General features: G+C 27.6%; 28 protein-coding genes. 27 read left to right on the top strand and 1 reads right to left on the bottom strand.

Going from position 1 to position 26173, the window contains the following annotated elements; all coding sequences use genetic code 11:
* Nucleotides 1–14: 14 nt before the first annotated feature.
* Nucleotides 15–1124: a sn-glycerol-3-phosphate ABC transporter ATP-binding protein UgpC gene (ugpC, locus tag JJC02_11890; protein ID UDN53605.1), complete on the bottom strand. Its 1110-nt coding sequence runs from the start codon at nt 1122–1124 to the stop codon at nt 15–17.
* 457 nt (nt 1125–1581) lie between these two features.
* Here ugpC and JJC02_11885 point away from each other — a divergent pair, with 457 nt between their 5' ends.
* From JJC02_11885 to JJC02_11755, 27 genes are all read left to right on the top strand, one after another.
* Nucleotides 1582–1758 (top strand): hypothetical protein, encoded by a 177-nt coding sequence (locus JJC02_11885; protein ID UDN53604.1) that lies wholly within the window; start codon nt 1582–1584, stop codon nt 1756–1758.
* Nucleotides 1759–1860: 102 nt separating this feature from the next.
* Complete coding sequence (cas6, locus tag JJC02_11880; GenBank protein UDN53603.1) at nt 1861–2598, top strand: CRISPR-associated endoribonuclease Cas6; 738 nt, start codon at nt 1861–1863, stop codon at nt 2596–2598.
* A 4-nt stretch (nt 2599–2602) separates the two neighbouring features.
* Nucleotides 2603–4069, top strand: a complete 1467-nt coding sequence (locus tag JJC02_11875) for a hypothetical protein (GenBank protein UDN53602.1) — start codon at nt 2603–2605, stop codon at nt 4067–4069.
* A 19-nt stretch (nt 4070–4088) separates the two neighbouring features.
* Nucleotides 4089–5102: a DevR family CRISPR-associated autoregulator gene (locus JJC02_11870; protein UDN53601.1), complete on the top strand. Its 1014-nt coding sequence runs from the start codon at nt 4089–4091 to the stop codon at nt 5100–5102.
* 14 nt (nt 5103–5116) lie between these two features.
* A complete protein-coding gene (gene cas5 / locus JJC02_11865; protein UDN53600.1) occupies nt 5117–5914 on the top strand; it encodes a CRISPR-associated protein Cas5 in 798 nt (265 codons plus the stop codon).
* 26 nt (nt 5915–5940) lie between these two features.
* On the top strand, nt 5941–8337 hold the full coding sequence (gene cas3 / locus JJC02_11860; GenBank protein UDN53599.1) for a CRISPR-associated helicase Cas3': 2397 nt from the start codon (nt 5941–5943) through the stop codon (nt 8335–8337).
* 310 nt (nt 8338–8647) lie between these two features.
* Nucleotides 8648–9595: a 50S ribosomal protein L11 methyltransferase gene (gene prmA / locus JJC02_11855; protein UDN53598.1), complete on the top strand. Its 948-nt coding sequence runs from the start codon at nt 8648–8650 to the stop codon at nt 9593–9595.
* An 18-nt stretch (nt 9596–9613) separates the two neighbouring features.
* On the top strand, nt 9614–10372 hold the full coding sequence (locus tag JJC02_11850; GenBank protein ID UDN53597.1) for a 16S rRNA (uracil(1498)-N(3))-methyltransferase: 759 nt from the start codon (nt 9614–9616) through the stop codon (nt 10370–10372).
* A 1-nt stretch (nt 10373) separates the two neighbouring features.
* Nucleotides 10374–11672 (top strand): tRNA (N(6)-L-threonylcarbamoyladenosine(37)-C(2))-methylthiotransferase MtaB, encoded by a 1299-nt coding sequence (gene mtaB / locus JJC02_11845; protein UDN53596.1) that lies wholly within the window; start codon nt 10374–10376, stop codon nt 11670–11672.
* 42 nt (nt 11673–11714) lie between these two features.
* The gene (locus JJC02_11840) at nt 11715–12065 is read left to right on the top strand and encodes a histidine triad nucleotide-binding protein (protein UDN53595.1); all 351 of its coding nucleotides are present in this window, start codon (nt 11715–11717) and stop codon (nt 12063–12065) included.
* A gap of 162 nt (nt 12066–12227) precedes the next feature.
* Nucleotides 12228–12407, top strand: coding sequence for a 30S ribosomal protein S21 (locus JJC02_11835; protein ID UDN53594.1), 180 nt, complete (start codon nt 12228–12230; stop codon nt 12405–12407).
* A 29-nt stretch (nt 12408–12436) separates the two neighbouring features.
* Nucleotides 12437–12880, top strand: a complete 444-nt coding sequence (locus tag JJC02_11830) for a GatB/YqeY domain-containing protein (protein UDN53593.1) — start codon at nt 12437–12439, stop codon at nt 12878–12880.
* Nucleotides 12881–12990: 110 nt separating this feature from the next.
* The gene (locus tag JJC02_11825) at nt 12991–13488 is read left to right on the top strand and encodes a tryptophan-rich sensory protein (protein ID UDN53592.1); all 498 of its coding nucleotides are present in this window, start codon (nt 12991–12993) and stop codon (nt 13486–13488) included.
* 192 nt (nt 13489–13680) lie between these two features.
* Entirely contained in the window at nt 13681–14235 is a 555-nt protein-coding gene (raiA, locus tag JJC02_11820; GenBank protein UDN53591.1) for a ribosome-associated translation inhibitor RaiA, read from the top strand.
* Between the two features lie 212 nt (nt 14236–14447).
* Nucleotides 14448–14684: a YabP/YqfC family sporulation protein gene (locus JJC02_11815; protein ID UDN53590.1), complete on the top strand. Its 237-nt coding sequence runs from the start codon at nt 14448–14450 to the stop codon at nt 14682–14684.
* A 12-nt stretch (nt 14685–14696) separates the two neighbouring features.
* A complete protein-coding gene (yqfD, locus tag JJC02_11810; protein UDN53589.1) occupies nt 14697–16040 on the top strand; it encodes a sporulation protein YqfD in 1344 nt (447 codons plus the stop codon).
* A complete protein-coding gene (locus tag JJC02_11805) occupies nt 15979–17094 on the top strand; it encodes a PhoH family protein (GenBank protein UDN53588.1) in 1116 nt (371 codons plus the stop codon). The genes yqfD and JJC02_11805 overlap by 62 nt, the downstream gene beginning before the upstream one ends.
* A gap of 56 nt (nt 17095–17150) precedes the next feature.
* On the top strand, nt 17151–17612 hold the full coding sequence (ybeY, locus tag JJC02_11800; GenBank protein ID UDN53587.1) for an rRNA maturation RNase YbeY: 462 nt from the start codon (nt 17151–17153) through the stop codon (nt 17610–17612).
* 5 nt (nt 17613–17617) lie between these two features.
* On the top strand, nt 17618–18337 hold the full coding sequence (locus JJC02_11795) for a diacylglycerol kinase (GenBank protein ID UDN53586.1): 720 nt from the start codon (nt 17618–17620) through the stop codon (nt 18335–18337).
* A 118-nt stretch (nt 18338–18455) separates the two neighbouring features.
* The gene (locus JJC02_11790) at nt 18456–18857 is read left to right on the top strand and encodes a cytidine deaminase (protein UDN53585.1); all 402 of its coding nucleotides are present in this window, start codon (nt 18456–18458) and stop codon (nt 18855–18857) included.
* Between the two features lie 66 nt (nt 18858–18923).
* Entirely contained in the window at nt 18924–19817 is an 894-nt protein-coding gene (era, locus tag JJC02_11785) for a GTPase Era (GenBank protein ID UDN53584.1), read from the top strand.
* An 11-nt stretch (nt 19818–19828) separates the two neighbouring features.
* Nucleotides 19829–21208 carry a magnesium transporter gene (gene mgtE / locus JJC02_11780; protein ID UDN53583.1) on the top strand — a complete coding sequence of 460 codons (1380 nt, stop codon included), beginning with the start codon at nt 19829–19831 and terminating at the stop codon, nt 21206–21208.
* 72 nt (nt 21209–21280) lie between these two features.
* Nucleotides 21281–21436, top strand: coding sequence for a YqzL family protein (locus JJC02_11775; GenBank protein ID UDN53582.1), 156 nt, complete (start codon nt 21281–21283; stop codon nt 21434–21436).
* Entirely contained in the window at nt 21402–22175 is a 774-nt protein-coding gene (gene recO / locus JJC02_11770) for a DNA repair protein RecO (protein UDN53581.1), read from the top strand. Before JJC02_11775 ends, recO begins: the two co-directional genes overlap by 35 nt.
* Nucleotides 22168–22767, top strand: coding sequence for a DUF4342 domain-containing protein (locus tag JJC02_11765; GenBank protein ID UDN53580.1), 600 nt, complete (start codon nt 22168–22170; stop codon nt 22765–22767). Before recO ends, JJC02_11765 begins: the two co-directional genes overlap by 8 nt.
* Nucleotides 22768–22926: 159 nt before the next feature.
* A complete protein-coding gene (gene glyQ, locus JJC02_11760) occupies nt 22927–23805 on the top strand; it encodes a glycine--tRNA ligase subunit alpha (GenBank protein UDN53579.1) in 879 nt (292 codons plus the stop codon).
* Entirely contained in the window at nt 23805–25871 is a 2067-nt protein-coding gene (locus JJC02_11755) for a glycine--tRNA ligase subunit beta (GenBank protein UDN53578.1), read from the top strand. Before glyQ ends, JJC02_11755 begins: the two co-directional genes overlap by 1 nt.
* The last annotated feature ends 302 nt before the right edge of the window (nt 25872–26173 follow it).

Genomic DNA, 26173 nt, shown 5'->3' with positions numbered 1-26173 from the left:
ATAAGATTATATTCTTATCTTATAGCTAAAGTAGTTTCTTTGTCAAATATGTGTATTCTACTATTATCAACTGAAAGTGTTAAGTCATCACCAACATTAATTCTGTTTTTACTATCAAATCTAATTGTTATCGTATTTTCACCTAGTTTTAAGTGAGCATAAGTCTCTGCTCCCATAAGTTCTTTTATTTCAATCTTTGATTTAAAACAAGTATCTGGATTGGATTTAATAAAAGTATCTTCTACATGAATATCTTCTGGTCTAATACCTATAATAACTTCATTATTAATATAATTGTCTTTTATTAAATCATAGTGTTTTTCTTTATTCAATTTAAGCTTAATATTTTCATTTTGTGCATAAATTTCGTTGTTTTCTTCTATTAATATTGCATCAATGAAGTTCATCTGTGGTGCTCCAATAAACCCTGCAACAAATATATTAGCTGGATAGTCGTATACATCTTGTGGTGTTGCAATTTGTTGAACTACTCCATCTTTCATTACTACGATTCTATCAGCCATAGTCATAGCTTCAACTTGGTCATGTGTTACATAGATAAATGTAGTTCCAAGCTGTTGGTGTAGCTTAGTTATCTCTGTTCTCATGGCAGTTCTAAGTTTTGCATCTAAATTGGATAGAGGTTCATCCATTAAAAATACCTTAGGATTTCTAACTATTGCACGTCCTAAAGCAACCCTTTGTCTCTGTCCTCCAGATAGTGTTTTAGGTTTTTTATCTAAAAGAGGTAATAAATCTAATATTTTAGCAGCCTCTTTAACTTTTTTGTCTATTTCATCTTTGGGTAATTTTCTAAGTTTAAGTGCAAATGCCATGTTTTCATAAACAGATAAGTGGGGATATAAAGCATAGTTTTGAAAAACCATAGCTATATCTCTATCTTTTGGTTCTATATTATTGACAAGTTTATCTCCAATGTATAGTTCTCCTTCAGAGATTTCTTCAAGACCAGCAATCATTCTAAGTGTAGTCGATTTGCCACAACCAGATGGTCCTACTAAGACGATAAATTCTTTATCTTTAATGTCTATGTTTATGTTTTTTACTGCGTTAAATCCATTTGAGTAAAGTTTTGATATATTTTTTAAAATTACTTCTGACATAGTATTCTCCTTAATATTTAAGTTTTAATTATATAGTATCAAATTTTTTTATTATATTAAATGTTTAAAATGACTAAATGTATTTGTATAATGTGTATATCAAAAATTTGGAATAAGAATTTTTTTAATTTAAAAAATGTATTTTAATTTAGAAAAGTTTTATGTATAATAGTATATAGCTTTTAGCTCAACAAAATGGGATTTAAATATCAATTTAATTTATATGGAAATAGTATTATATTAATAGTTTAGATTAACAATGAGGAGTATAAAAATAAAATCATATAATTAAAATTATATTGATTCTACATGATTAAATTTCTAATCAAATTAATTATGTAGAATATATTTAGCCTATCAAATTAAATATAAGAAATAAAATCTTGACTCTATATAAGTAATATCATATAATGTAAATATGATTTAATAAATATAAAAATATAGAGGGGGAATAAATATGAATTTAAACAAAATAAAAGAAATAATTAAGAAAGGGTTAAAAAATTTTATGAAAATAGTAGTAAATTTATTTTGTAATAAATTATCTCATTACATGTTATATGTTATTTCTATTTCAGTAGTAATAAAAATTACAATGGACATAAATTTATACATATCTATTTTAAAATATTAACTATCTTATAAATATAAAAAATTCATAGATACATATATTTATGAATTTTTTATATTACAAACAGAGAATAATGAATTATACTAGAAGGTAGGAGGTGAAGGCATGAGTAGAATTTCAATTTTTATGGAATCATGTAATGGCAAATTTCCAAATGAAAATTCAATGTTGTCAGTTTCCTTTATAAAAAATATTCTAAATGCAGAAAACAAAGATTTTGCTAAAAGCATATTTAACTATGGGGAAGAAGGAAAAAACAATAAGCAAATAAAGGATATAAATACAGCCATTTACATACCAAATCTTATAAGGAGCAAAAATGAGTTACTTGTTGATGGAGATATAATATTTAATATAAGTTTTTATAATTATTCTATGTTCAGTAACTTATACAATGGAATTTTAAAAGTTAAGGAGCTAGAATATAAGGGCTATAGATTTAAAATAAAAAATATAAAAATACATAAAGAACACGAGATAAAAGAAAATGGTGCTATATTTAAAACTATGTCTCCTATAATAATTAAAAATAAAGAAGGTAAATATTTAGATGTAGAAGATTCAAACTATATAGAATGTTTAAACTATATAGCTAATCTAACTCTGGAGAGTATAAGAGGTAGAGGGCTTATAAAGCCACTAGAATTTATACCTCTTAACTTTAAAAAAAGAGTTTTAAAAGAAAAGATTCGTGGATTTAAAGAAAGAGAATATTACTATATAAACGCTTATTCAGGAACATTTTTTTTAAAAGGAGATGTAAAAGATTTAAATGCACTGTATAAAATGGGGATTGGATATAGAAGGACGGAAAATGCAGGAATGGTTGATATATTAAAGTAGCGAGGTGAGAGCAATAAAAGCTAAATTTTATAGATCAGGTGATATTGTAAGAGATATTGGCATTGTTTACTTTTATGAATTACTAATGGATTTAAAAAACGAACTAGAAAAAAATGATTATAAGCTAAAATTTACTTGTGAGTTAAATAGAAATTATTTATCTTTAGAATCTGCAGAATATATAGACCCTAAGTATATATCTGATTATATATTAGAAAATCAACTTTTTAAGGTATTTAAAAATGGAAAAAAGGAAACTTTAGAAAAAATATTTAATAATATAGATAATTTGACGTATGTAAATTTTATTGAGGAATTAGATAAAGCTTCTGCAACTGAGAAACAAAAGGAAGGTATTAAAAAAGATTTTAAAAACAGAAGATTTCCATATGTTAGAAATAGTGGTAAATATGGATTAAACACGAGTTTAGAAAACATGGAAACAAATGTAAAAAAAATAGTCGATACTGTAATCAAATCAAATATAGAAATAAATAAAATTGATTTGACACAATATGAAGAAAAAGATAGTGTATGTAATGTTTGTAATATAAATAAAACAACAAAACTAGATATTGATTTAAGAGAACGAAAAGACTCTAAGTATAACTTTTTATTTAGAGGTGCAGAAAAATCAGGCTTTAAAAGAAGTGGACAAGTTGAAAGTAATATTTGTTTTGAGTGTGAATTTTTCAACTTAATGTGTATTTTATATATAAATTTAAAAAGACCAATGGTTTTTGCATATACGAATGATTTAAGAGAATTAGCATTTTTAAATCATAAGATAATGCTTAAAAGAAAAATGTATTCAGATAAATCATTTTATAAAAAACTTTTGCATGAAAAAATAAGTTCAATTAGACTATATAGGTTTGATATTGATACGAATAAAGGTATAATTCTAAAGTTTGACTCTATTATAGAGTATAAAGAATTATTAAAAAAAATTGAACTTATAGATATTATAGATAATTATAATTTCTCAAGAGAGCCAGGTAATACTAAAAATTTGGGTAAAAAAATGATTGATAATGGAAATTTATCAAATTTAAAAGAATTATTACTTGATAATATAAGTGTTTTAAAGCAATCAACTGGAACTTCTCGAGAAATGGATTTTGTATCTAGCTCATATAATATCGGTTTATATATAAAATTGTGTTGGATTGTAAATGGGGAGGAGGAGTATAAAATGAAAAACTATATGGAAGGTAATTTAATATATTCAAGGGTAGGTAAAGACTTATTTAATAAAATGACAGATGAATCCAGAAGAAAAAATTTTTCTATGAAAGTGATTCAACTACTTAAGTCTAATGATAGAACTCAGCTATTTCAAACTATAATGCATGTGTTAGTTTCTAATGGAATCTTAATAGGAGAAGGGTTTGTAGAAGGTCTAATGCAGAGTTCTGAATTAGAATTAAATACAAATGTAGGTCTATTTATTCAAGAAATCATGAAATAAAAAAGGGGGAAAATTTAAAATGAATGAAAAGAGAGTAAAAGGAGTAACATTAACTATATTGACAGAAAGCCCAGTTCCACTTTCGTATGACCAAGGGTATGGAAATTATACACCAATAAAAAAAGAACAATATAGAGATAAAGTACATGCAAAAACTAGTATAGCTACAATAACATATGACTTAAGAAGAATGCTCCATCAAGAATATGGTTGGAATTTAAGTAATATTATTTTTGGGAAAAAAGGAAATGTATATCCATCTATTAAGAAAAATGTAGGATGTGTAGATGAAAATGGATTAGAGACTGATGTATTTGGTTATTTAATACCACTTAAAGATAAAGGTTCTATAAGTAAAGCTTCTCCACTTAGAATAATACCTTTTAGGTCATTAAATCCATATAGAGGTTCAACACAGTTAATAACAAATAGAGGCTTTTTAAGTAGTGAATTTGGTAGAAAATATTATGATGAGAAGGAAGAAAATGAAGTACCTAGAGATGAAAATTTTCCAACAACACAAGCATTGGCAATAGAAGAGACTTTATCTGATTACTACGTTTATACAATAACATTGGAGCTTGATAGAATAGGAGTAGTAGAAGTAGAAGATGGAAAGTTACTTTTGCCAGAAGAAAGAAAATTTATGAGCAAAGACTTAAGAGAAAAAGCAGTAAAAGATATACTGGATGTAATTACTGTGTTTACAAGAAATATAAAACATTCATCAGTACTATTAAAACCACTTGCAGTAATGGGTGGAGCTTTTGATAAAGTTGTACCATTTTTTTGGGATGATGTAGATTATAATGCTGATAGTGGGGAGATAAATTTAGATGGAGTTATAGAAACTATAGAGAGTTATAGCCTTGAAGAAAGTAATACAATACTTGCTATCAATGATAGGTTAAAAATTTCAAATAAAAAGGAATTAAATAAGTTTAATTTAAGTAAATATCCTGTAAAAGAGATTAAAAATCTAGCAGATAGATTGGAAATTGGAGAAGATAACATGTGGTATTTAAAAGAGTAGGAGGTTTTTAAACTATGAAAGTATTACAATGTAAACTTAAGCAACCAACTGCTCATTATAGAGACCCAAAAGTATTTCAAAATGAATATATAAGTACTTTAAATTTACCATCTAAAACGACAATAATGGGAATGATAACATATTTATGTGATAGAAGATTAAACTTCGATATAGATATAGGAATAATTGGAACATATCACCATAGAGAACTAGAATTTTCAAGAGGAGAGAACATTGATTTTTGGAATGAATATACAAATATGAGAAAAGGCAAAGATAAAGAAAAGTTTTTGCTTCAAGGAAACTACTATGATTACTATAAAGAGCATAAAGCTCAAAATAGCATATTAAACTATGAAGTTCTTAAACAAGTAGAACTGACTATATTTATTTCTTGCAAGGATGATAAAGAACTTGAATTTATTAGAAAAAAGCTTGAAAGCCCATGTAAATATGCAAATTTAGGAAGAAAAGAAGATTTTGTAATACCAAGTGAAAAAGGGTGTTTTGTGAAAGAAGTTGAGTTAAAAGAGGTTATACCTATGAATACTCGTGATGCTATAAAAGAAAATATAAAATTAAAGAATACATATGTAAGAGTTGACTTAAGAGATAAAGATAATGTCGAGACTATAATAAATCAAGGTTTATTGATTGCATTACCTCATAAATATAAAGATTTAGAAGCAAATAGAGATGATAGAGTTTATGAGTTTTGCCATTATATATATGTTGATAATGATGGTATATATCCTAAAAATATTAAGGTAAATGTGTGTATTGATACAAAAGAAGTTTTTACATGGCTTTAAATTATTTTGAAAGATAGGTGTTTATCATGCAAAAAGAAATATTAGCTAAGTCATACAATTTAAGAACTAATCAACAAGAACAAACATTAGTTGAACATATTAAGGATTTATTTGAAGTATTAGAATCTATATTAGAGCTAAATTTATATTCAAATAAAGATATAGAGATACTGAAAATATGTTGTGCTTTGCACGATTTAGGAAAAATTAATTCAATTATGCAACAAAAAATGGAGATTAATAATAAAATATCGTCTAGTTGTTCAGAAAAAGAGAGGAAAAAATTAGAGTCTGACAAAAAATCTTTAAAAAAGATAGCAAGACACAATATATTATCTGGAGCATTTTTAAGAGATATATTAGAAAAAATGAACTTGTCAGAAGAAGATAAGTTATATATATATAAAAGTATAATGTTACATCATGGAAACTATGAAGATTATATGAGGTTAAGTACTAGTAAAGTTCAAGAAGAAATTTATGATTATATTGAAAAAGGCATTTTAGAAAAAGAAGAGTTTAATCTGAAAGATATAGAGATTTATATAAAGGACATTTTAGATGTAGATTTTAAATTTAGTGAAGATGTATTGGATTATGATTACATAGATAAATTAAGTGAAAGTATGGTTATAGACAGTGATTATAACAATGGTCAAATAGAAGATTCAATTTTAAATTATAGAAAGTTTAAGTATATTTTATATAAAGGGATGCTGAACTTAATAGACCATAGTGCATCAAGTAGACAGAAAGGTATAAAATTTTATAACGATTTTACTAATGAAGAAGTTGATGAAATGATTCTAACTGAGATATATAAGAGTCATGATAATTTAGACAAAAATAATATAGAATTTAACCCTATACAAAAAAGACTACGAGAACTTTCTGGAAGAAATGTTCTGACTGTTGCATTTACAGGTTCAGGAAAAACAGCTGCAGATTATAGAAAGACTTTTAAAAGAAAATTCTTTTTAGTACCAAATAAAATATCAGCAGAAAGTTTTTATAGAAAAAATATTTTTCAAAATAAAAATGATTTAGATGCAAGAAATAGTAATGATTACATTGGATTACTTCATGGAGATATAAATTTATATTCAGAGAATGAAGATAATGGAGAACATGATTTTGTATTGACATTAAGGGATATAGATTTGAGTATAAATTTTTGTAAACCTTGTGTAATTGCAACAGTTGACCAGTTATTGCTTAGTATGTTTAAATTTCCAGGATATGAAAAAATATTTGCAGCTGTAAAAAATGCATCTATAACTGTTGATGAAGTACATTTATTAGAACCTAAGATGTTTTTGATTTTGATATATTTTATGCAATTTGCATGCAAATACTTAGATGTTGATTTTCACTTAATGACAGCCACACTTCCAAATTCATATAAAGAGCAAATGATAAATAAGGGAATTATTTTTCAAGAAGAATGTAATGAAAATGTTACTGATAAAGGAGAAATAGTTTTTATTGAAAGTAACAAGGAAGAAGAGGTTTATGAAGGTAAAAATGTAAAGGTTTCTTTTATAAAGGAAAAAGAAATCAAGTCAATAGTTGAAGGTGCTTTAGAAAATAAACAAAAAATTCTTATAATAAAGAATACTATTGATTCAGTGAATAGAACGTATGAGTTTTTAAAAGAAAATTTATCAGATAAGTATAGTGGTGTAGATATAGATGTTTTACATAGTAGATTTAAATTCAAAGATAAAAGAGATAAATATAGTAAAATATTAAATGGTGAGGGTGATATTTGGATATCAACTCAATCAGTAGAAATATCTTTGGATTTGGATTTCAATACAATAATAAGTGATTTAGCAACTATGGATAGCTTGATACAAAGAATGGGTAGATGCAATAGAAATAATAAATATGAATATGGAAATTTTTATATTCTACCTAGTGAAGATAAGATTTATGATAACAAACTTAAAAACACAACTAAAAACATCTTAAAGGACATATTAAAAACTAACTCTATTTTTACAATGGGAATTAGAAAAACTATTTTAGATGATTACTATGATAATAGTGTAGTTAAAAAATATTTTGAAGAGAATTTTATAAGTTGTGATAAAGAAATTAAAAATATTTATGGCATAAATAAAGAAGTTTTTGATGGATTGGATTTAATTTTCAATTTTGAGCCTTACAAAAATATTGTTGATAGTAAGAAGGAAGCAGTTAAAATTTTTAGAGATGTTGATGTTAGTTATAAAATTATTCTGGAAGAAGATTTTTATAAGGAAGATAGAGATTTACAGCAGGATTCTATTCAAGTATCAAAATTTATATTTAATAGATTATATTATTATGGCTTAATAAGCAAAGTAGAAGGATACATGGTACTAAAATCTAGTAGAAAGTTTGATTATAATAATACTGTAGGCTTAATTTTAAAGTGAGCATATGTTTAATATAATATGCCTTTAGACCTTGAAAATACAAAAGACACTACTGTAGGCTCACTGCAAAAACTATCTTTTAAAAAGAAAAATAAGCTGTGATATAGAGTGTTTCCAATGTGTCTAATAGATAATAAATTTGATGTTTAAGATTAACTAAGTGGATTTTAAATTATGAATAGAATTCTAATTCTTCATAATAATCAGGAAGTTTAAAACCAATAATATAAAACAATAAAATATTATATTTATGATATAATAAAAGTTATGGAAAAATAGGAATATTACTATAAAGAAGAGAGGTAAACTTATGAATAATTGGATAGAAGTAACTATAAAAACAACAACAGAAGCAGTTGAGCCTATAACAAATATACTATATGAACAAGGAGCTGGTGGGGCTGTAATAGAAGACCCAAAAGACTTTTTATTTCAAAAGAAAAATGAACTAGATTGGGATTATGTTGAAGAAGAAGTATTTAAAAAGAATGAGGAAGACGACGTACTTATAAAAACTTATGTTTCAGAAGAAAAAAATGTGATGGAATTTGTCGAAATAATAAAGCAAAAAGTTTTAGGGTTAAAAGATTTTGGTATAGATATAGGTGAAGGAAGTGTATCACTAGACCAAGTAAATGAAGCTGATTGGGCAAATGCATGGAAGGCATACTACAAACCAACAAAAGTGGGACAAAGGGTAGTAGTAAAACCTACATGGGAAGATTATACTATGCAAGAGGGAGATTTAATCATAGAGCTTGACCCTGGAATGGCATTTGGTACAGGGACACATGAGACTACTAGTATGTGCATTAGAGAATTAGAAAAGTATGTGAATAAAGATTCTAAAGTATTTGATATTGGTTGTGGTAGTGGAATTCTTGCAATAGCAGCAGCTAAATTAGGAGCAAAAGAAGTTGTAGCTGTAGATTTAGATGAAGTGGCAGTAAAAGTTGCAAAAGAAAATGTTCTTGAAAATAAAGTTGAAAAAAATGTATCTGTAATGCATGGTAATTTAACCGATGTAATAAAAGATAAAGCTGATATAATAGTTGCAAATATAATAGCTGATATAATAAAGATACTTGCAAATGATGTGCAAAACTTTATGAAAGAAGATGCTATATTCATATCTTCAGGTATAATTTTGGATAAAGTAGAGGAAGTTAAAGATAGCTTAATTGAAAATGGATTTGAAATAGTTGAAGTTCAAAAATTAGGTGAATGGTCAGCAATAGTTTCTAAGCTTAAAAGATAGGGGATATGGTGACGTATAATGGATAGATTTTTTGTTGAAAAAAATAATATAAATCTACAAGATAGAACTTGCACTATAGAAGGTGAAGATGTAAAACACATTTCAAAGGTTTTAAGATGCAAGCCAGGTGAAAAACTTGAGATATGTGACAAGAATAATAATGAGTATATTTGTGAGATAATGAATATAGATAAGAGTATAGTTAATTTAAATATTTTAGAAAAAGTTGATATAAATAGAGAATCAAAACTTAAAATAAGACTATATCAGGGACTTCCAAAAGCTCCAAAAATGGAGATGATACTTCAAAAATTAACTGAAGTGGGTGTAGAAGAAATAATATTAGTTCAAACTAAGAGAAGTGTCGCTAAAGTTGATGATAAGAAAGAAGATAAAAAATTTGAACGTTGGGAAAGAATAATTTATGAAGCAGCAAAGCAAAGTAAAAGAGGTAAGATACCAAAACTAAGAGGTGTTTTAAGTTTTAAAGAAGCTTTAGAAGATATGAAAAAAAATAATACAAATATTTGCCCTTATGAAAATGAAAGAACCGTTTCAATAAAACATACACTTAGAAAATGTGATTCTAGTATAGATAGCATTGGAATTTTTATAGGTCCAGAAGGTGGATTTTCTGAAGAAGAAATAGAACAAGTACAAAAAAATAATTGTAGTGTTGTATCATTAGGGCCTAGGATATTAAGAACTGAGACAGCTTCTGTTGTAGCATCAACAATAGCTTTGTATGAGCTAAGTGATTTAGGAGGAGAAAAATAAATTGAAAAAAGTAGCTTTTTATACACTTGGGTGTAAAGTCAATCAATATGAAACGGAAGCTATGCTAGAACTATTTGAAAAAGATGGCTATGAACAAGTTAATAGTGAAGAATATGCTGACGTTTACGTTATAAATACATGTACAGTTACTCATATGAGTGATAGAAAATCTCGTCAATACATAAGACGAGTTAAAAAGAAAAATCCAAATGCAATAATAGCCGTTGTAGGATGCTATTCTCAAGTATCACCAGAAGAAATTTTGGATATAGAAGAAGTAAATTTAGTAATGGGTACAAATGATAGAAGAAAGATTGTTGAAGAAATTAGAAAGATAGATGCAAATAAAAAAGTTAGTACAGTTGATGATATAATGAAGGTTAAAGCATTTGAAGAAATAGAAATTAGCCAAACTAATGGAAAGACTAGAGCATTTATGAAAATACAAGATGGATGTGATAGATTTTGTACCTACTGTATCATTCCTTATGCCAGAGGACGCGTTAGAAGTAGAGATATTGATAGTATAGTCGATGAAGTGAAAAAATTGGCTAATAATGGCTATAAAGAGGTCGTATTAACAGGAATACATGTTGCTTCTTATGGAAAAGATTTAAAGGATAAGGATATTAAACTTCTTGATGTAATAAAACGAATAAACGAAATAGATGAAATAGAGAGAATTAGACTTAGCTCTGTTGAACCAATTTTATTTACAGATGAATTTGTAAATGAAGTTTTAAAAATGGATAAAGTTTGCCCTCATTACCATTTATCACTTCAAAGTGGATGTGATGAAACTCTAAAAAGAATGAATAGACGATACACAACTTCAGAGTACAAAACTATTGTAGATAGATTGAGAAGTAAAATGCCAGATGTTGCAATAACTACAGATGTAATAGTAGGGTTTCCCGGAGAGACAAATGAAGAATTTAAAAAAACGTATGAGTTTTTAAAAGAAATAGAGCTTTCACAAATGCATATTTTTAAATATTCACCAAGAAAAGGAACTCCAGCTGCAACTATGGAAAATCAAGTCGACCCTCAAATGAAACATTTTAGAAGTGAACAACTTTTAAATTTAAGTAAAGTAAATTTTAATAAATTTGCAAATAAATTTATTGGTCGTGAGTTGGATGTTTTATTTGAACAAAATCTAGAAGGCAATAAATATGAAGGACTAACTTCAAACTATATAAGAGTTGTTGTTGAAAGTGACAAAAATATACAAGGTCAGATATTAAAAGTGAAAATAAATGATGTAAAAGACGAATATGTAGAAGGAATTTTGCTATAACATGTAGAAATTATAATATTTATAAGATAGGAGGTGGAAAAAATGGATTGTATTTTTTGTAAAATAGCGAACGGAGAAATACCTTCAACTAAAGTTTATGAAGATGATAGAGTCTTAGCGTTTAATGACTTGAACCCAGTTGCTCCATACCATATATTAGTTGTACCTAAAAAACATTATGATAGTTTAATTGATATTACTGATAAAGAGATGGACATTGTGTCACATATTCATGTTGTTATTAATAAAATAGCTAAAGAGAAAGGTTTTGACCAAACTGGATTCAGAATCATAAATAATTGTGGAAGTGATGGAGGGCAAGAAGTTAAACATTTGCACTATCATATTTTAGCTGGTAAAAAGCTTCCTAATTACGAAGCGGGACAAAACTAAACTAAATTATTGAAAAATTGAGTTTCTTCTTGATAAAAATACTTGATAAAAGTAAAAATTTAGTTTATAATAAACAAAGTGTTAGGTTGTAATGCATATTATGCAAAAAGAACATAGTTACAGTCCCAGCATAATTGCGCTATTGGAGGGAGGGAAAAAGAAATGTCAGAAGTAAGAGTTAGAGAGAATGAAACATTAGACAGCGCTTTAAGAAGATTCAAGCGTCAATGTGCAATGTCTGGCATCATGTCAGAAGTGAGAAAAAGAGAGCACTATGATAAGCCAAGCGTTAAGCGTAAGAAAAAAGCTGAAGCAGCAAGAAGAAAAAACGCTAAGAAATAGTAGTAAATAAGAATAAAGAGGTGAAGGGGATGTCCCTTAAGCAAAAGTTACAAGAGGATTTGAAATCTTCGATGAAAAACAAAGATACAGTGAGAAAATCTGTAGTAACTTTAATAAGAGCTTCTATAAAGCAGTATGAGGTTGATAACAGAGTCGAGCTTGATGAAGATGGAATTATCGATGTAATAGCAAAGCAATTAAAGCAACGTAGAGATGCATTAGTTGAATTTGAAAAAGCTGGAAGAGAAGACTTAATAAAAGAAACAGAAGTTGAAATTGAAGTTTTAAAAGAGTACCTACCTCAACAATTAAGCGAAGAAGAGTTAGAAGAAATTGTAAAATCTACTATATCTGAAGTAGGAGCAACTTCTATGAAGGATATGGGAAAAATAATGTCAGTTATCCAACCAAAGGTTAAAGGAAGAGCTGATGGAAAACTTATAAATAAGTTGGTAAAACAAAACTTACAATAGATTGATATAGCCTAGAGAGAAATCTCTAGGCTTTTTATAGTTTTTGGGAATAACAAGTCATATCTGAGCATATCTATAATCAAAGAAAATTTTGAAAGAAGGGGAAAAATTTGATTATATCAGTAAAAGAAATTAGAAATTTTTTGATAAACATATTGATACCATTAATAATAGGTTACTTAAGTAGCACTTTAGCAATGATTATTAGTGGTACAGATATTTCAACCTACTATTTGCAACTCACAAAGCCAAGCTTTGCACCACCAGCTTTTATCTTTCCTATAGTTTGGACTGTATTGTACATATTGATGGGTATATCTTCATACCTAATATTAAGAAAGGGTTACAATTTACCTAAAGTAAGAGATGCGATTTTTTATTATGTATTACAACTTGTATTAAACTTTGTTTGGAGTATATTATTTTTTGGTTTTGGACTTAGATTTACAGCTTTAATAGATATAATAATAATGATTTTAGTTTCTATAGTAATGATTTCGAAGTTTTCTAAAATAGATAAGAGATCTGGATACATAAATTTGATTTATTTGATGTGGCTTGTTTATGCAGGATTTTTGAACTATTTTATATGGTTTATTAATAAATAGTATGTAAAGATTTTGTAAATTACCCTGTACTTTTAATAATATCATACTAAAGAAAAAATAAATAGACTATTAAAAATAATCATTTTCATATACAATAATATTAATTTAAATATAATAAATTTATAAAAATTGTATTTAAAGATTAACATATTAAAGTATTAGAATTGGAAAGGCTTGAAGGGAGAGGTTTTTATGCAAATAATAGTATCTGGGAGACAAATGAAATTAACTGACGGAATAAAAGGATACGTAGATGGAAAATTAAGTAGGTTAGAAAAATACCTTGATCCTGAATCAGAAGTGAAAGTAACAGTAAGTGCGAAAAAGGATAGACAAAAAGTGGAGGTTACAATAATTCCTATTAATGGGCAAATAATAAGAGCAGAAGATGTAGAAGACGATTTATATGCGGCAATTGACATTGTTTGTGACAAATTAAGTAGACAAGTTGTCAAATATAAAACTAAAGTTAAAGACAAAGGTCAAAATAATAAGAGCATAAGATTTGAAAATGTTGACTTTATAGATAATAGCAATGAATTTGATGATTATGATAATGAAGATGAAAATATAGTTATAGAGAGAAGAAAGAAATTTAATGTAAAACCTATGAGTTCTGAAGAGGCTATACTTCAAATGGAACTAGTAGGACATAATTTCTATATGTTTAGAAATCAAGATAATTTTGAAATAAACATAGTGTATAAGCGTAAAGCTGGTGGATATGGTTTAATAGAACAAGACTAATAAAAAAATTGTATACGTTTAGATTTTATATAAAAAAATAAAAAGGTAATTATGTTGATTTTTTATCAATATGATTACCTTTTTATTTTTTAAATAATATATTAAATATTAGGTATTTATTATATAAAAATTTTAAAACTAATCTGTTACAACATCAATAAAGTGCATAAATACCTATTTCAAGCATAAAATTAATTAAGGGGGTAATGCTTATGTTAGAAATATCCACTGATTTACAAGTAAATCAACCAGTTATTACTGTTACAAGTAATACGTTTATTAGTATAGAAAATTATCTATCAATATTAGAATATGAAGTTGATTTAATAAGAATAAAGACTAAGGTTAAAACAATTAAAATATCTGGAGATAAACTTTCACTTAAGTATATTACTGATAGTGAGATAGGTATAAAAGGAATTATATACAATGTTGAGTATGTTGATTAGGAGGAGATACACTTGATAAGTTTTATAAGGGGATACTACGTTATAGTTGTAGAAGGAGTAGGACTCGAACAATTTTTAAATCATCTTATAAGAAATGGTATAAGTGTTTACAATGTAACTAGAATAAAAAATACTAAAATGGAGTTTCATATAGATAGACAAGATATAAAAGAATTTAAGAATGTTTATAGAGGAAGTAAATTTGATATAAAAGTAAAACAAAAAACAGGTGTTCCTTTTATTATCAAAAGAGTTTATAAGCACAAAGGTATGTGGATTTGTGCTGTTGTCTCTTTATTTTTATTGATGTCAACATCACAGTTTGTGACAGATGTATATATACAATCTCCTGAAGGTATAAAAAAAGAAGCTCTTAAAAGTGAGCTTTACAAGGTTGGAGTAAGACCAGGTGTTTACAAGAAGAGTATTGATAGAAAAGAAGTTAGAGACCATATGATGTCTAAATTTAATGATGTGGCATATTTATCTATTAATGTAAAAGGAACAAATATATTTGTTACTGTCACAAAAAAGGCAGAATCCTTAAAATCTACAGACCAATCAAATTATTGTAATGTAATTGCTTTAAAAAATGGTATAATAGAAAAGGTAATCCCTAGAAGTGGTAAATCAGTAATTAAGTCTGGAGATATAGTACAAAAGGGAGATGTTTTATTAAATGGAGCTAATACAAAATCAATACCAGAAGTATGGGCAAGTACTTTTTATGAATCCAAAAAAAAGGCAAGTTATGTAGATACTGTAAATAAAAAGACTGGAGAAAAGAAAAATATATATACACTAAGTTTTTATGATAAAGAATTTACAATGAGAAAAAACATAAAGTATAAAGATTATGTTGTTGAAAATAAAGAAAAAAAATTATCAATAGGAGACTATACTTTTCCGATAAAGATAAAGACGAGTACTTTTTATGAAACAAAAAAAGTTGAAGTAAAAAGGAATAAAGAAGAGTTAAAAAAAGAATTATCTGAAAAAGCTTTAAAAGAGTTAGAATATATAATCCCAGCTTCGGCTAGAATAATAGATGTAAAACATAATTTTAAGGTCAATAAAAATATGTTAGAATATTTAATAACAGTTCAAACTAGTGAAAATATTGCTAAAATTTATCCTCTTAGTAAATCAGAAGCAGAAAGGTTTATAAAGGAAGAAAGTAAACCAAATGAAGGTGAAGAGGAAGTTCCTTCCAATCCAGAAAAGAGACCATTAAATGATATAAGAAATGAATTTGATGAGGATAATAAGGATAATAAAGACCAAAACAATCCTAGTGAAAATAATAGTAATCAAAATAGTAATAATAATCAAAATAATAATAGCAATAACAACTAATAAAATTAAACTTAAAATTTTAGGAGGACTAATTCAATTGATAATACAAAAGAAATTTACAATAGCAGATGGTAACTTTGAAAGAGAGTTATTTGGCAACTTTGATGAGAATGTAAAATTAATAGAGAAGACTTTAAATATAGATGTAATACTTAGAGAAGGAAATATAATTTTAATTGGAGAAGAAAAGAATGTAGATTCTGCATTAAAGCTTATGAATGAATTACATCAAACTGTATCAAATGGTAAGCATTTAGACAAACAGAGTATTTCTTATTCATTATCTCTTTTACTTGAAGGTAGTGAACAAAAAATAAAAGAACTTGAGGGAACAATTGTCATAACTCAAAGAGGTAAAGCTGTTCAACCTAAAACTTTAGGTCAAAAAGAATATATAAAACTTATAGAAAATAATGATATAACTTTTGGCGTTGGACCTGCTGGAACAGGAAAGACTTATCTTGCTGTTGCTATGGCAGTAAAGGCCTTTAAAAGAGATGAAGTTAGTAGAATTATACTTACAAGACCAGCTGTGGAAGCAGGAGAGAGTCTAGGTTTTTTACCAGGAGACTTAAAGGACAAAGTTGATCCATATTTAAGACCATTATACGATGCACTATTTGAAATGTTGGGTGCTGATAAATTTAATAAATACTTAGAAAGAGGTACTATTGAGGTCGCACCACTTGCATTCATGAGAGGTAGAACACTTGATAACTCATTTATAATATTAGATGAAGCTCAAAACACTACTTCTGAACAAATGAAAATGTTTTTAACTAGACTAGGATTTGGTTCTAAAGCTGTAGTTACAGGTGATGTAACGCAAACCGATTTACCACAAAATAAGAAGAGTGGTCTAATACAAGCTACAGAGATTCTTAAAGGAGTTCCAGGGATTGGGTCTATAATGTTAACAGATAGAGATGTTGTAAGACATGAATTGGTGCAGAGAATAATAAGAGCTTATGAGAAACACAATAAAAGAGAAGAATTTAAAAAAGAAGAACGTAAAAAAGTGAAAATACAGGAAAAGACTTTCAAAAGAAAGTAAAAGTGTAGTAATATAGATATATAGCATTATTAATGAATAAAAAGTAGGTGTAGTTAATGGATTTGATATTAGATGATAGACAAGATAAATTAGAAGTAAATGAGGAGTTAATTGAAAAGATAAAGGATATAATCTTAGAATGTTTAGATTATGAAGGATATGATGATAATTATGAAGTGAGTCTTTCTTTTGTAGATAATAAAGAGATTCATGAATTAAATAGAGAATATAGAGGAGTTGATAGAGTGACTGATGTTTTATCATTTCCTCTTTTAAGTGATGATTTTGAGGATGTTGAGTTAGAGGAAGAATCTCTAGGTGATATAGTAGTATCTCTTGAAAGAGCATTAGAACAGAGTATAGAGTATAATCATAGTTTTGAAAGAGAAGTATGTTTTTTAATATGTCATAGTATGTTTCATCTTTTAGGTTATGACCACGATACAGATGAAAATGCAAAGGAAATGAGAGAAAAAGAAGAGCACATATTAAATAAGTTAAACATAACAAGGGAGTAGTTTTTATGAAACCAGAAAAAACTCGTCAAGGTATAATTAAAGCGTTTAATGCAGCTATAGAAGGGATATTGTATACATTTAAATTTGAAAGAAACATGAAAATACATTATTTAGGTTCGGTTGCTGTTCTTATAATAAGTTTGTTTTTTAACTTTTCAAAATTAGAAATGATAATGTTACTTATGGCCATATGTTTAGTTGTAGTTGCTGAGATGTTTAATACAGCTATAGAAAAAGCTGTTGATTTAGTAACTGATGAATATCATGTGCTTGCTAAGATAGCAAAAGATGTTGCAGCTGGTGGTGTTTTAGTAGCAGCACTAAACTCAGTAGTAGTTGGATATATTTTGTTTTATGATAAATTGACAGATATATCTGGGATATTAATTTATAAAATAAGAGAATCAGAATTACATATAACCTTGATATGTATATTATTGGTTCTTATAGCTGTTGTAGTTGTAAAAGCATTGACTTCTACAGGTACTCCTCTAAAAGGGGGAATGCCAAGTGGTCATGCTGCTTTATCATTTGCCATAGCAACTGCAATTACACTTATGACTGAAAGAGTCGTTGCATCTACTCTTGCATATATAATGGCTGTATTAGTTGCCCAAAGTAGGATTGAAGGAAAAATACATACATTTTGGGAGACTATAGCTGGAGCTTTATTAGGTGTATTGATAGCTATATTAGTATTTCAGCTTGGAATGTTCTATAATTAAAATAAATGTACATAAAATATTTAAAATAAAACAAATCTGTGCTAATTAAATTTTTATGATATAATGTAGAGTATTAAATAAAAATAACTTTTAATTATTGTATACAGGAGGAACTGTTGTGGATAACATAGAATTGTTAAGGTTGGCAGAAGATGCCAGACAACATTCTTATTCTCCTTACTCGAGCTTTAGAGTGGGTGCAGCTCTTTTAACTAAGAGTGGTAAAGTTTATACTGGATGTAATATAGAATGTGCATCATTAGGTGGAACAAATTGTGCAGAAAGAACAGCTATTTTTAAAGCAATATCAGAAGGTGATAAGGATATATATAAAATAGCTATAGCAAGTGATAACTCAGAAAATAATGAGCAAACATATCCTTGTGGAATATGCAGGCAGGTAATTATAGAGTTTGGTTCTGATATAAAAATAATAACAGGATATACTAAAGGAGAGGTGTTTGAGCATGATATAAAGGATTTGTTGCCAAACTATTTCTCTGGAAATGATTTAAAATAGATTTAAAAAATATAAATAAATTTAAAGTAATTAAAACAAGAAGATAAAAAAGTTAGGAGACAGTTAATGTTTAAATCAGGTTTTGTCAGTATAGTAGGTAGACCAAATGTAGGAAAATCTACTTTAATGAATAATGTAGTTGGAGAAAAAATAGCTATAATGAGTGATAAGCCTCAAACTACAAGAAATACAATACAAGCAGTATATACAGATGAAGAGATGCAGATAGTATTTTTAGATACACCAGGTATTCATAAACCAAAAAATAAATTAGGTGAATTTATGGTAAAGGCAGCAACGGAAGCCTTTAAAAATGTGGATTTAATATTATTTGTAGTTGATGATTCTAAAAAAATAGGTCCTGGAGATAGAAAGATAATAGAGGATTTAAGAAGTGTTAAAACACCAATAATTCTAGTTGTAAACAAAATAGACCAACTAGACCAAAAAGATGAGCTATTTGATATAATCAAAATGTATGATAATGAAGGTATTTTTAAAGAAATAGTACCAATATCAGCATTAAAAGGAAAGAATACGGATACTCTAATAAAAGTTATACAAAATTATTTAGAAGAAGGTCCAAAGTATTTTCCAGATTATATGATTACAGACCAGCCAGAGAGGGTATTAATAGCAGAACTTATAAGAGAAAAAGTTCTTCATTATCTTAATGATGAAATACCTCATGGCGTAGCTGTTGAAATTGAAAAAATGAAAGCAAGAAATGATAAAGAAATAGTAGATGTATCTGCCGTAATATACTGTGAAAGAGATTCACATAAGGGAATAATAATAGGAAAAAATGGTAGGAAACTAAAAGGAATAGGCAAATCAGCAAGACAAGATATAGAATTACTTTTAGGTTCACAAATAAATCTTCAATTATGGGTTAAAGTCAAAGAAAATTGGAGAAATTTACAAAATTATATAAATAATTTTGGATATAATGATAAATAAAGGTGGGTTATATGGATAGGAAACTGGATGCTTCCCAATATTTATTATATGAAGTAAAGTCATTAATTGATAATAATAAAGTATTGGAGTTAAGAGAATTAATAGAGGAATATCATATAATTGATATATTCGATATAATGGAAAATTTAGAGGAAGATATGAAAATTCAATTGTTTGAAGTACTTCCTTTAGACATGGCATCTTCTATATTAGAAGAAGGTAGTGTAGAGTTTTTTATTAGTATTTTATCTAAGCTGGATGTAGAACACTCAAAAAATATACTTGAACTTATGTCTCTTGGAGACATGGCAGACAAGTTAAGTGAACTTGAAGAAGAAGAAAGAGAACATATAATAAATCTTTTGAATCAAGAGAATGCTGATTATGTAAAAGAGCTATTATTCTATGATGAAGATTCTGCTGGTGGAACAATGACTACTGGATATATTTCTATAAATAAAGATATGACAGCTCTTGAAGCGATAGATCATATGAGAGAAGAAGCTGAAGAAGCTGAAACTATTTATTATATATATGTGGTTGATGATGAAGAAAAGCTAGTTGGAGTATTGTCATTAAGAGAATTAATAATAGCTAGAGATGCAAATATAGTAGAAGATTTGATGAGTGAAAATATAATCTCTGTTTATGTAGATGAGGATAGAGAAGAAGCAGTGAGATTAGTATCTAAATACAATTTAATAGCAATTCCAGTAGTAGATAGACAAGAGAAATTAAAAGGGATAATAACAGTAGATGATATAATCGATGTAATGGAAGAAGAAGCAACTGAAGATATGTATAAGTTTGCAGGAAGTTCAGAACATGAAAGAGAAGTTGCTGAAAAAGAAAATCCTACCTTGAAAGAGCAAATAATATCAGCACTTAGAGGAAGATTACCTTGGTTAATTATTACATTAGTAGGAGGATTGTTGGCTTCATTAATACTTTCTAACTTAGACTATGTAATGAATCCTGTATATGCTCCATTGGTATTTTTTATACCTGTAGTAATTGGTATGGGTGGAAATATTGGAACTCAATCATCATCTGTTACAGTAATAACATTATCTAATAAAGATTTGAATTTTAGCAATGTGGTTAGAGAAGGTATTGTAGGAATTATTACAGGTCTTTTATGTAGTATAATAACAGGTATTATAATTTACTTTGTTATGAGAGAGTTAGACATTGTATTAATTGTTTCAATATCATTATTTATAAATATGGTTTTAGGTGCAACAATAGGTGCGTTTATGCCTGTCTTATTAAAAAAAATGAATGCAGACCCATCTACAGTTTCATCACCAATTATATCTACAGCTCTTGATATAACTGGTATAGCAGTTTACTTTATAATAACAACAGCATTATTGTCAAAAATTGTTTAATAACTTTATGTATGATTTATCCTCTTCTTACTAAAAATATAAGTATAAATGTAAGAAGGGGGTTTTTTAAAAATGAACAATATCAGTTGGGAAGTTTTTAAAAAAACAGGTAGTATAGATGCATATTTATATTTCTGTGATTGCAAAAACATATATGAAGAAATTGAAGAAGTAAGGGAGAAAAAAGAAGACGATGATAATCCTGAACACCCAGGGGATAGTACTTAAAGCTATAAGGTATAAGGAAAGTGACATAATACTTACACTATTTACAAGAAAGCTTGGAAAAGTATCTGCAATAGCAAAAGGAGCCAAAAAAAATAAGAGCTCTTTGCTTTCATCATCACAGTTATTTTCTTATAGCAATTTTACCTTAAAAAAACAAGGTAATATGTACAAGGTTACTCAAAGTGAAATAATAAAAAGTTTTTATAATATATCCTATGATATAGAGGCATTTTCTTATGCTACATATATTACAAAATTAGTTGAAAATTCTATACTTGAAAATCAGACTAATAATAGGCTATTTATATTACTTGCGCAGACTCTGTATTTGTACACACAAGAGAATACAGATAATAGGTTTATAACAGCAGCATTCGAGTTAAAATTTTTAGACTATATAGGATTTAAACCTATAGTAAATAAATGCATTAATTGTGAATGTAAAATTTTGCAAAACTCTGTGTTTAATATCTACGAAGGTGGTATACTATGTAGTAAGTGTAGTAAACTTTTTGATAATAATATAAAATTAGACTTAACAACTATAAGTCTTATGGAATATGTATTAAGGAATGATATTTTAACATGCAGTAAAGCTAAAGTATCAAAATATATAACACATGAGCTTGAGAATATTCTAGACAAGTATTTAAAAGTTTATGTCGATAATATTAATTTTAAATCATTACACGTATTACAAAGTGTAAAAAATAATAAGGGAGTGGATAATGATGAGTAGTAATATAACTATTGAAATGGTTGATTCAGTCTTTGAAAGAGTTCCAGGAGCAACTTATGCAGAAGCAAAAGAAGCATTAGTAATATGCGATGGAGATGTAATTGAGGCAGTAATATATCTAGAAAATAAAAAAAATACTTGTAATTGTAAAGCAAAATCTGCTAAAGAAACTATGGAAGAAGTGTTTGGTAAAGATGGAGAAAATATAAAATCTCAACTAAAAGAGCTTCTCAGAAAAAGTAGTGTAGTAAGAATAATAATTGAAAAAGATGGAAAAACTATGATGAATATTCCTTTAACAGTTGGAGTTGTTGGATTAGCTTTTGTGCCATTAGCTACTTTAGTTGGATTGTCAGCTGCTGTTATAAGTAAATATCGTATAAAAGTTCAAAATGAAGAAGATGGAGAACTTGTAGATTTAGGTGAATTGAATGAAGAAAAACTTCATGTTTTGAAGAATATGATAACTAATGCAGCTAAAGATGTGAAGGATGTAGTGGTTGACAAAAAAGAAGATGACAAAGATGTAACTGCTGACCTTATGAAAGAAGAATTTGAAAAGAATAAAGAAGACGAAGACGAAAATAAATAGATATAAAGAGACTTTTAAAAAATGAAGAGAAGATAATTATAAGAATTATCGCTAACATTGACAAATTTTATAGAATTTGATATTCTAAAAGTTGTAGAAGAACTATTAAAATAGCCTTTCGTGTAGACGAGAGGCTTTATTGTTATAGGAGGGATTTTTATGAATTTTCAAGAGATGATACTGGCGTTGCAAAAATACTGGTCAAAGCAAGGTTGTATCATGATGCAACCTTATGATATTGAAAAAGGTGCAGGAACTATGAATCCTAATACTTTTTTAAGATCATTAGGACCTGAGCCTTGGCAAGTATGCTATGTAGAGCCTTCAAGAAGACCAGCTGATGGAAGATATGGTGAAAACCCAAACAGACTATATCAACATCATCAGTTCCAAGTTATATTAAAACCATCTCCAGATAATATACAAGAGTTATATTTGGAAAGTCTAAAAGAAATTGGAATTGACCCAAGTGAGCATGATATAAGATTTGTTGAAGACAACTGGGAAGCTGCTACAGTTGGTGCATGGGGACTTGGATGGGAAGTTTGGCTAGATGGTATGGAAATAACTCAATTTACGTATTTCCAACAAGTAGGTAATATTGAATGTGAGCTTGAGACAGGAGAAATTACATATGGATTAGAAAGATTAGCTATGTACATTCAAGAAGTTGATAGTGTTTATGATTTAAAATGGAATGATAAAATAACTTATGGTGAAGTATTTAATAAAGCTGAGTATGAAAACTCAATGTATGCGTTTGAATTATGTGATGCAGATATGTTGTTTAATCTGTTTGATATATATGAAAAAGAAGCATTAAGACTTATGGAAAATGGACTTGTAATACCTTCATACGATTATGTGTTAAAATGCTCTCATGCATTTAATACATTGGATGCAAGAGGAGCAATAGGAGTTAGTCAAAGAGCTTCATTTATAGGTAGAGTTAGAAATATGGCAAAGACTGTTGCAGAAACTTTTGTAAAACAAAGAGAAGAAATGGGATTCCCTCTTTTAAAGGAAGGTGACAAATAATGAAAAATTATCTTTTATTTGAAATCGGTGTCGAAGAAATGCCATCAAGATTTGTAGGCAGTACACTGGAACAATTAAAAAACAATCTTAGTAAATTATTTGATGAAAATAGAATATCTTTTGACAGAATAAATGCGTATGGGACACCAAGAAGATTGACTTTGGTGGTTGAAGGATTGAGTGATAGACAAAGTGATTTAGAAGAAGAAATAAAAGGTCCTTCTAAGAAAATTGCTGTTGATGCAGAAAATAATTTAACAAAGCCAGCTTTAGGATTTATAAAAAGCAAAGGATTAAGTGAATCTGATATATACTTTAAACAAGTTGGAAAAGATGAATATATCTTTGCTACTATAAAGCAAGATGGAAAAGAGACTTCAGAAGTATTAAAAGATATATTACCAGAGACTATAAAATCTGTAGTGTTCCCAAAAGCCATGCGTTGGGGAGGAAAAAATCTTAAATTTGCAAGACCTATAAGATGGATAGTTACATTGTTAAATGATAAAGTATTAGAGTTTGATTTAGAAGGAATAATATCTTCTAATATAACAAAAGGTCATAGATTTTTAGGAGAAAGTACAATAGAAGTCAATTCTATAGAAGATTATTTTGAAAAATTAGAAAAAAATTATATAGTTTTAGACCAAAATAAGAGAAAAGAAATCATAAGAAAGCAATGTATAGAAGTAGCAAATTCTTTGGGTGGAGAAGTTGAATTTGATGAAGATTTACTTGAAGAGGTAACTTACTTGGTTGAATATCCAACTGCTTTTTATGGAGAATTTGATACAGATTATATAAAACTACCAAAAGAAGTTGTTATAACTCCTATGAAACAGCATCAAAGATATTTCCCAGTGCTTAAAGACGGAAAACTATTACCTAATTTTATAGCTGTTAGAAATGGCGATTCTTACAAAATAGACAATGTTAAAGCTGGAAACGAAAAGGTTTTAGAAGCAAGACTTGCAGATGCTTTATTTTTCTATAGAGAAGATACTAAGAGAAACTTAGAAAGTTACATAGAAAAATTAAAAACTGTTGTATTCCAAGTAAAACTAGGAACTATTTATGACAAAACTTTAAGACTTGAAAAGTTAAGTGCTGATATACTTGATAGTTTAGGTTTAGTAGATGAAAAGGCAGATACTATAAGAGCTGCTAAACTATGTAAGGCAGACTTGGTTACTGGAATGGTAGGAGAATTTGATGAATTACAAGGTTTTATGGGAAAAGAATATGCAAAAGTTGGAGGAGAAAATGAGGTTGTAAGTGAAGCTATTTTTGAGCATTATCTTCCAAGATTTGCAGGAGATATGCTTCCTAAGACTAATGCGGGGGTTGCCTTATCAATAGCTGATAAATTGGATTCAATAGCAGGTTTCTTTGCTATAGGTATACAACCAACAGGTTCTCAAGATCCATATGCTTTAAGAAGACAAGCTTTAGGTATACTTAGTATACTTATGGATAGAAAAGTTGCTGTGGATATAAAAGTACTTATTGAACATGCTTTAGATAATTACTCTGAATTAAATTTTAATAAAGAAGAAGTTGTTGAACAAATAATGAATTTCTTCAATGAGAGAGTAAAAAATCTATTTAAAGATTTAGGAATAAGATATGATGTTGTCGATGCTGTTTTAAGTTCTGATATAAATGATATTTCTGATATGCACATGAGAGCTTTAGAACTTAATAATTGGCTAGAAAAAGATGAATTAGTAGAGATGCTTACTGCCTTTAATAGAGTTTCTACTTTAGCCCAAAAAGCAGAAAGCGATAAGGTTGATAAATCTTTATTAAAAGAAGATGCGGAAATTAAACTTTACAATGAGTTTAAACAAGTAAAGGTAAAAGTCGAGGAATTATTAAAAGATAAAAAATATGGTGTTGCTTTGGATGAATTTGCATCTTTAAGACCAGTAGTTGATAACTTATTTGATTCAGTTATGGTTATGGATAATGATGAAGATGTTAAGAATAATAGACTTGGTCTACTTAAACAAATATATGATACTATGCTAGAGATTTGTGATTTATCTAAAATTGTTTATAAATAAAATTCAAACCATTTATAAAAAATGAGATAGCTTATAACTATCTCATTTTTTATAAGTAAATATAATAAATTATATTTTTCCTAATCTAGTCTTACCTATTTCAAAACTACTTCCAACAAACAATTCAAATACATCTGTAGATACACCGTCAATATTCTTCCTTTTACAACATAAACCTATACTACCAACTTGGTGAACACCACATGAATTTAAACTTCTTCATTTAAAAACTTTGAAGAATATTCTTTAAAATTAGCTAGTTCATTTAATAATATTTTGTTTTATAAAATAAAATTAAGATA

It is taken from the genome of Clostridioides sp. ES-S-0054-01, from assembly GCA_021561035.1.
Lineage (GTDB): Bacteria > Bacillota > Clostridia > Peptostreptococcales > Peptostreptococcaceae > Clostridioides.
This window is presented reverse-complemented; position numbering and strand designations above follow the sequence as displayed.

Bases quoted from the DNA above. Each gene is read 5' to 3' on its own strand.
- ugpC (UDN53605.1), bottom strand. From the start codon at position 1,124: ATGTCAGAAGTAATTTTAAAAAATATATCAAAACTTTACTCAAATGGA.
- JJC02_11885 (UDN53604.1), top strand. From the start codon at position 1,582: ATGAATTTAAACAAAATAAAAGAAATAATTAAGAAAGGGTTAAAAAAT.
- cas6 (UDN53603.1), top strand. From the start codon at position 1,861: ATGAGTAGAATTTCAATTTTTATGGAATCATGTAATGGCAAATTTCCA.
- JJC02_11870 (UDN53601.1), top strand. From the start codon at position 4,089: ATGAATGAAAAGAGAGTAAAAGGAGTAACATTAACTATATTGACAGAA.
- cas5 (UDN53600.1), top strand. From the start codon at position 5,117: ATGAAAGTATTACAATGTAAACTTAAGCAACCAACTGCTCATTATAGA.
- cas3 (UDN53599.1), top strand. From the start codon at position 5,941: ATGCAAAAAGAAATATTAGCTAAGTCATACAATTTAAGAACTAATCAA.
- prmA (UDN53598.1), top strand. From the start codon at position 8,648: ATGAATAATTGGATAGAAGTAACTATAAAAACAACAACAGAAGCAGTT.
- JJC02_11850 (UDN53597.1), top strand. From the start codon at position 9,614: ATGGATAGATTTTTTGTTGAAAAAAATAATATAAATCTACAAGATAGA.
- JJC02_11840 (UDN53595.1), top strand. From the start codon at position 11,715: ATGGATTGTATTTTTTGTAAAATAGCGAACGGAGAAATACCTTCAACT.
- JJC02_11835 (UDN53594.1), top strand. From the start codon at position 12,228: ATGTCAGAAGTAAGAGTTAGAGAGAATGAAACATTAGACAGCGCTTTA.
- JJC02_11830 (UDN53593.1), top strand. From the start codon at position 12,437: ATGTCCCTTAAGCAAAAGTTACAAGAGGATTTGAAATCTTCGATGAAA.
- raiA (UDN53591.1), top strand. From the start codon at position 13,681: ATGCAAATAATAGTATCTGGGAGACAAATGAAATTAACTGACGGAATA.
- JJC02_11815 (UDN53590.1), top strand. From the start codon at position 14,448: ATGTTAGAAATATCCACTGATTTACAAGTAAATCAACCAGTTATTACT.
- ybeY (UDN53587.1), top strand. From the start codon at position 17,151: ATGGATTTGATATTAGATGATAGACAAGATAAATTAGAAGTAAATGAG.
- JJC02_11795 (UDN53586.1), top strand. From the start codon at position 17,618: ATGAAACCAGAAAAAACTCGTCAAGGTATAATTAAAGCGTTTAATGCA.
- era (UDN53584.1), top strand. From the start codon at position 18,924: ATGTTTAAATCAGGTTTTGTCAGTATAGTAGGTAGACCAAATGTAGGA.
- mgtE (UDN53583.1), top strand. From the start codon at position 19,829: ATGGATAGGAAACTGGATGCTTCCCAATATTTATTATATGAAGTAAAG.
- JJC02_11775 (UDN53582.1), top strand. From the start codon at position 21,281: ATGAACAATATCAGTTGGGAAGTTTTTAAAAAAACAGGTAGTATAGAT.
- recO (UDN53581.1), top strand. From the start codon at position 21,402: ATGATAATCCTGAACACCCAGGGGATAGTACTTAAAGCTATAAGGTAT.
- JJC02_11765 (UDN53580.1), top strand. From the start codon at position 22,168: ATGAGTAGTAATATAACTATTGAAATGGTTGATTCAGTCTTTGAAAGA.
- glyQ (UDN53579.1), top strand. From the start codon at position 22,927: ATGAATTTTCAAGAGATGATACTGGCGTTGCAAAAATACTGGTCAAAG.
- JJC02_11755 (UDN53578.1), top strand. From the start codon at position 23,805: ATGAAAAATTATCTTTTATTTGAAATCGGTGTCGAAGAAATGCCATCA.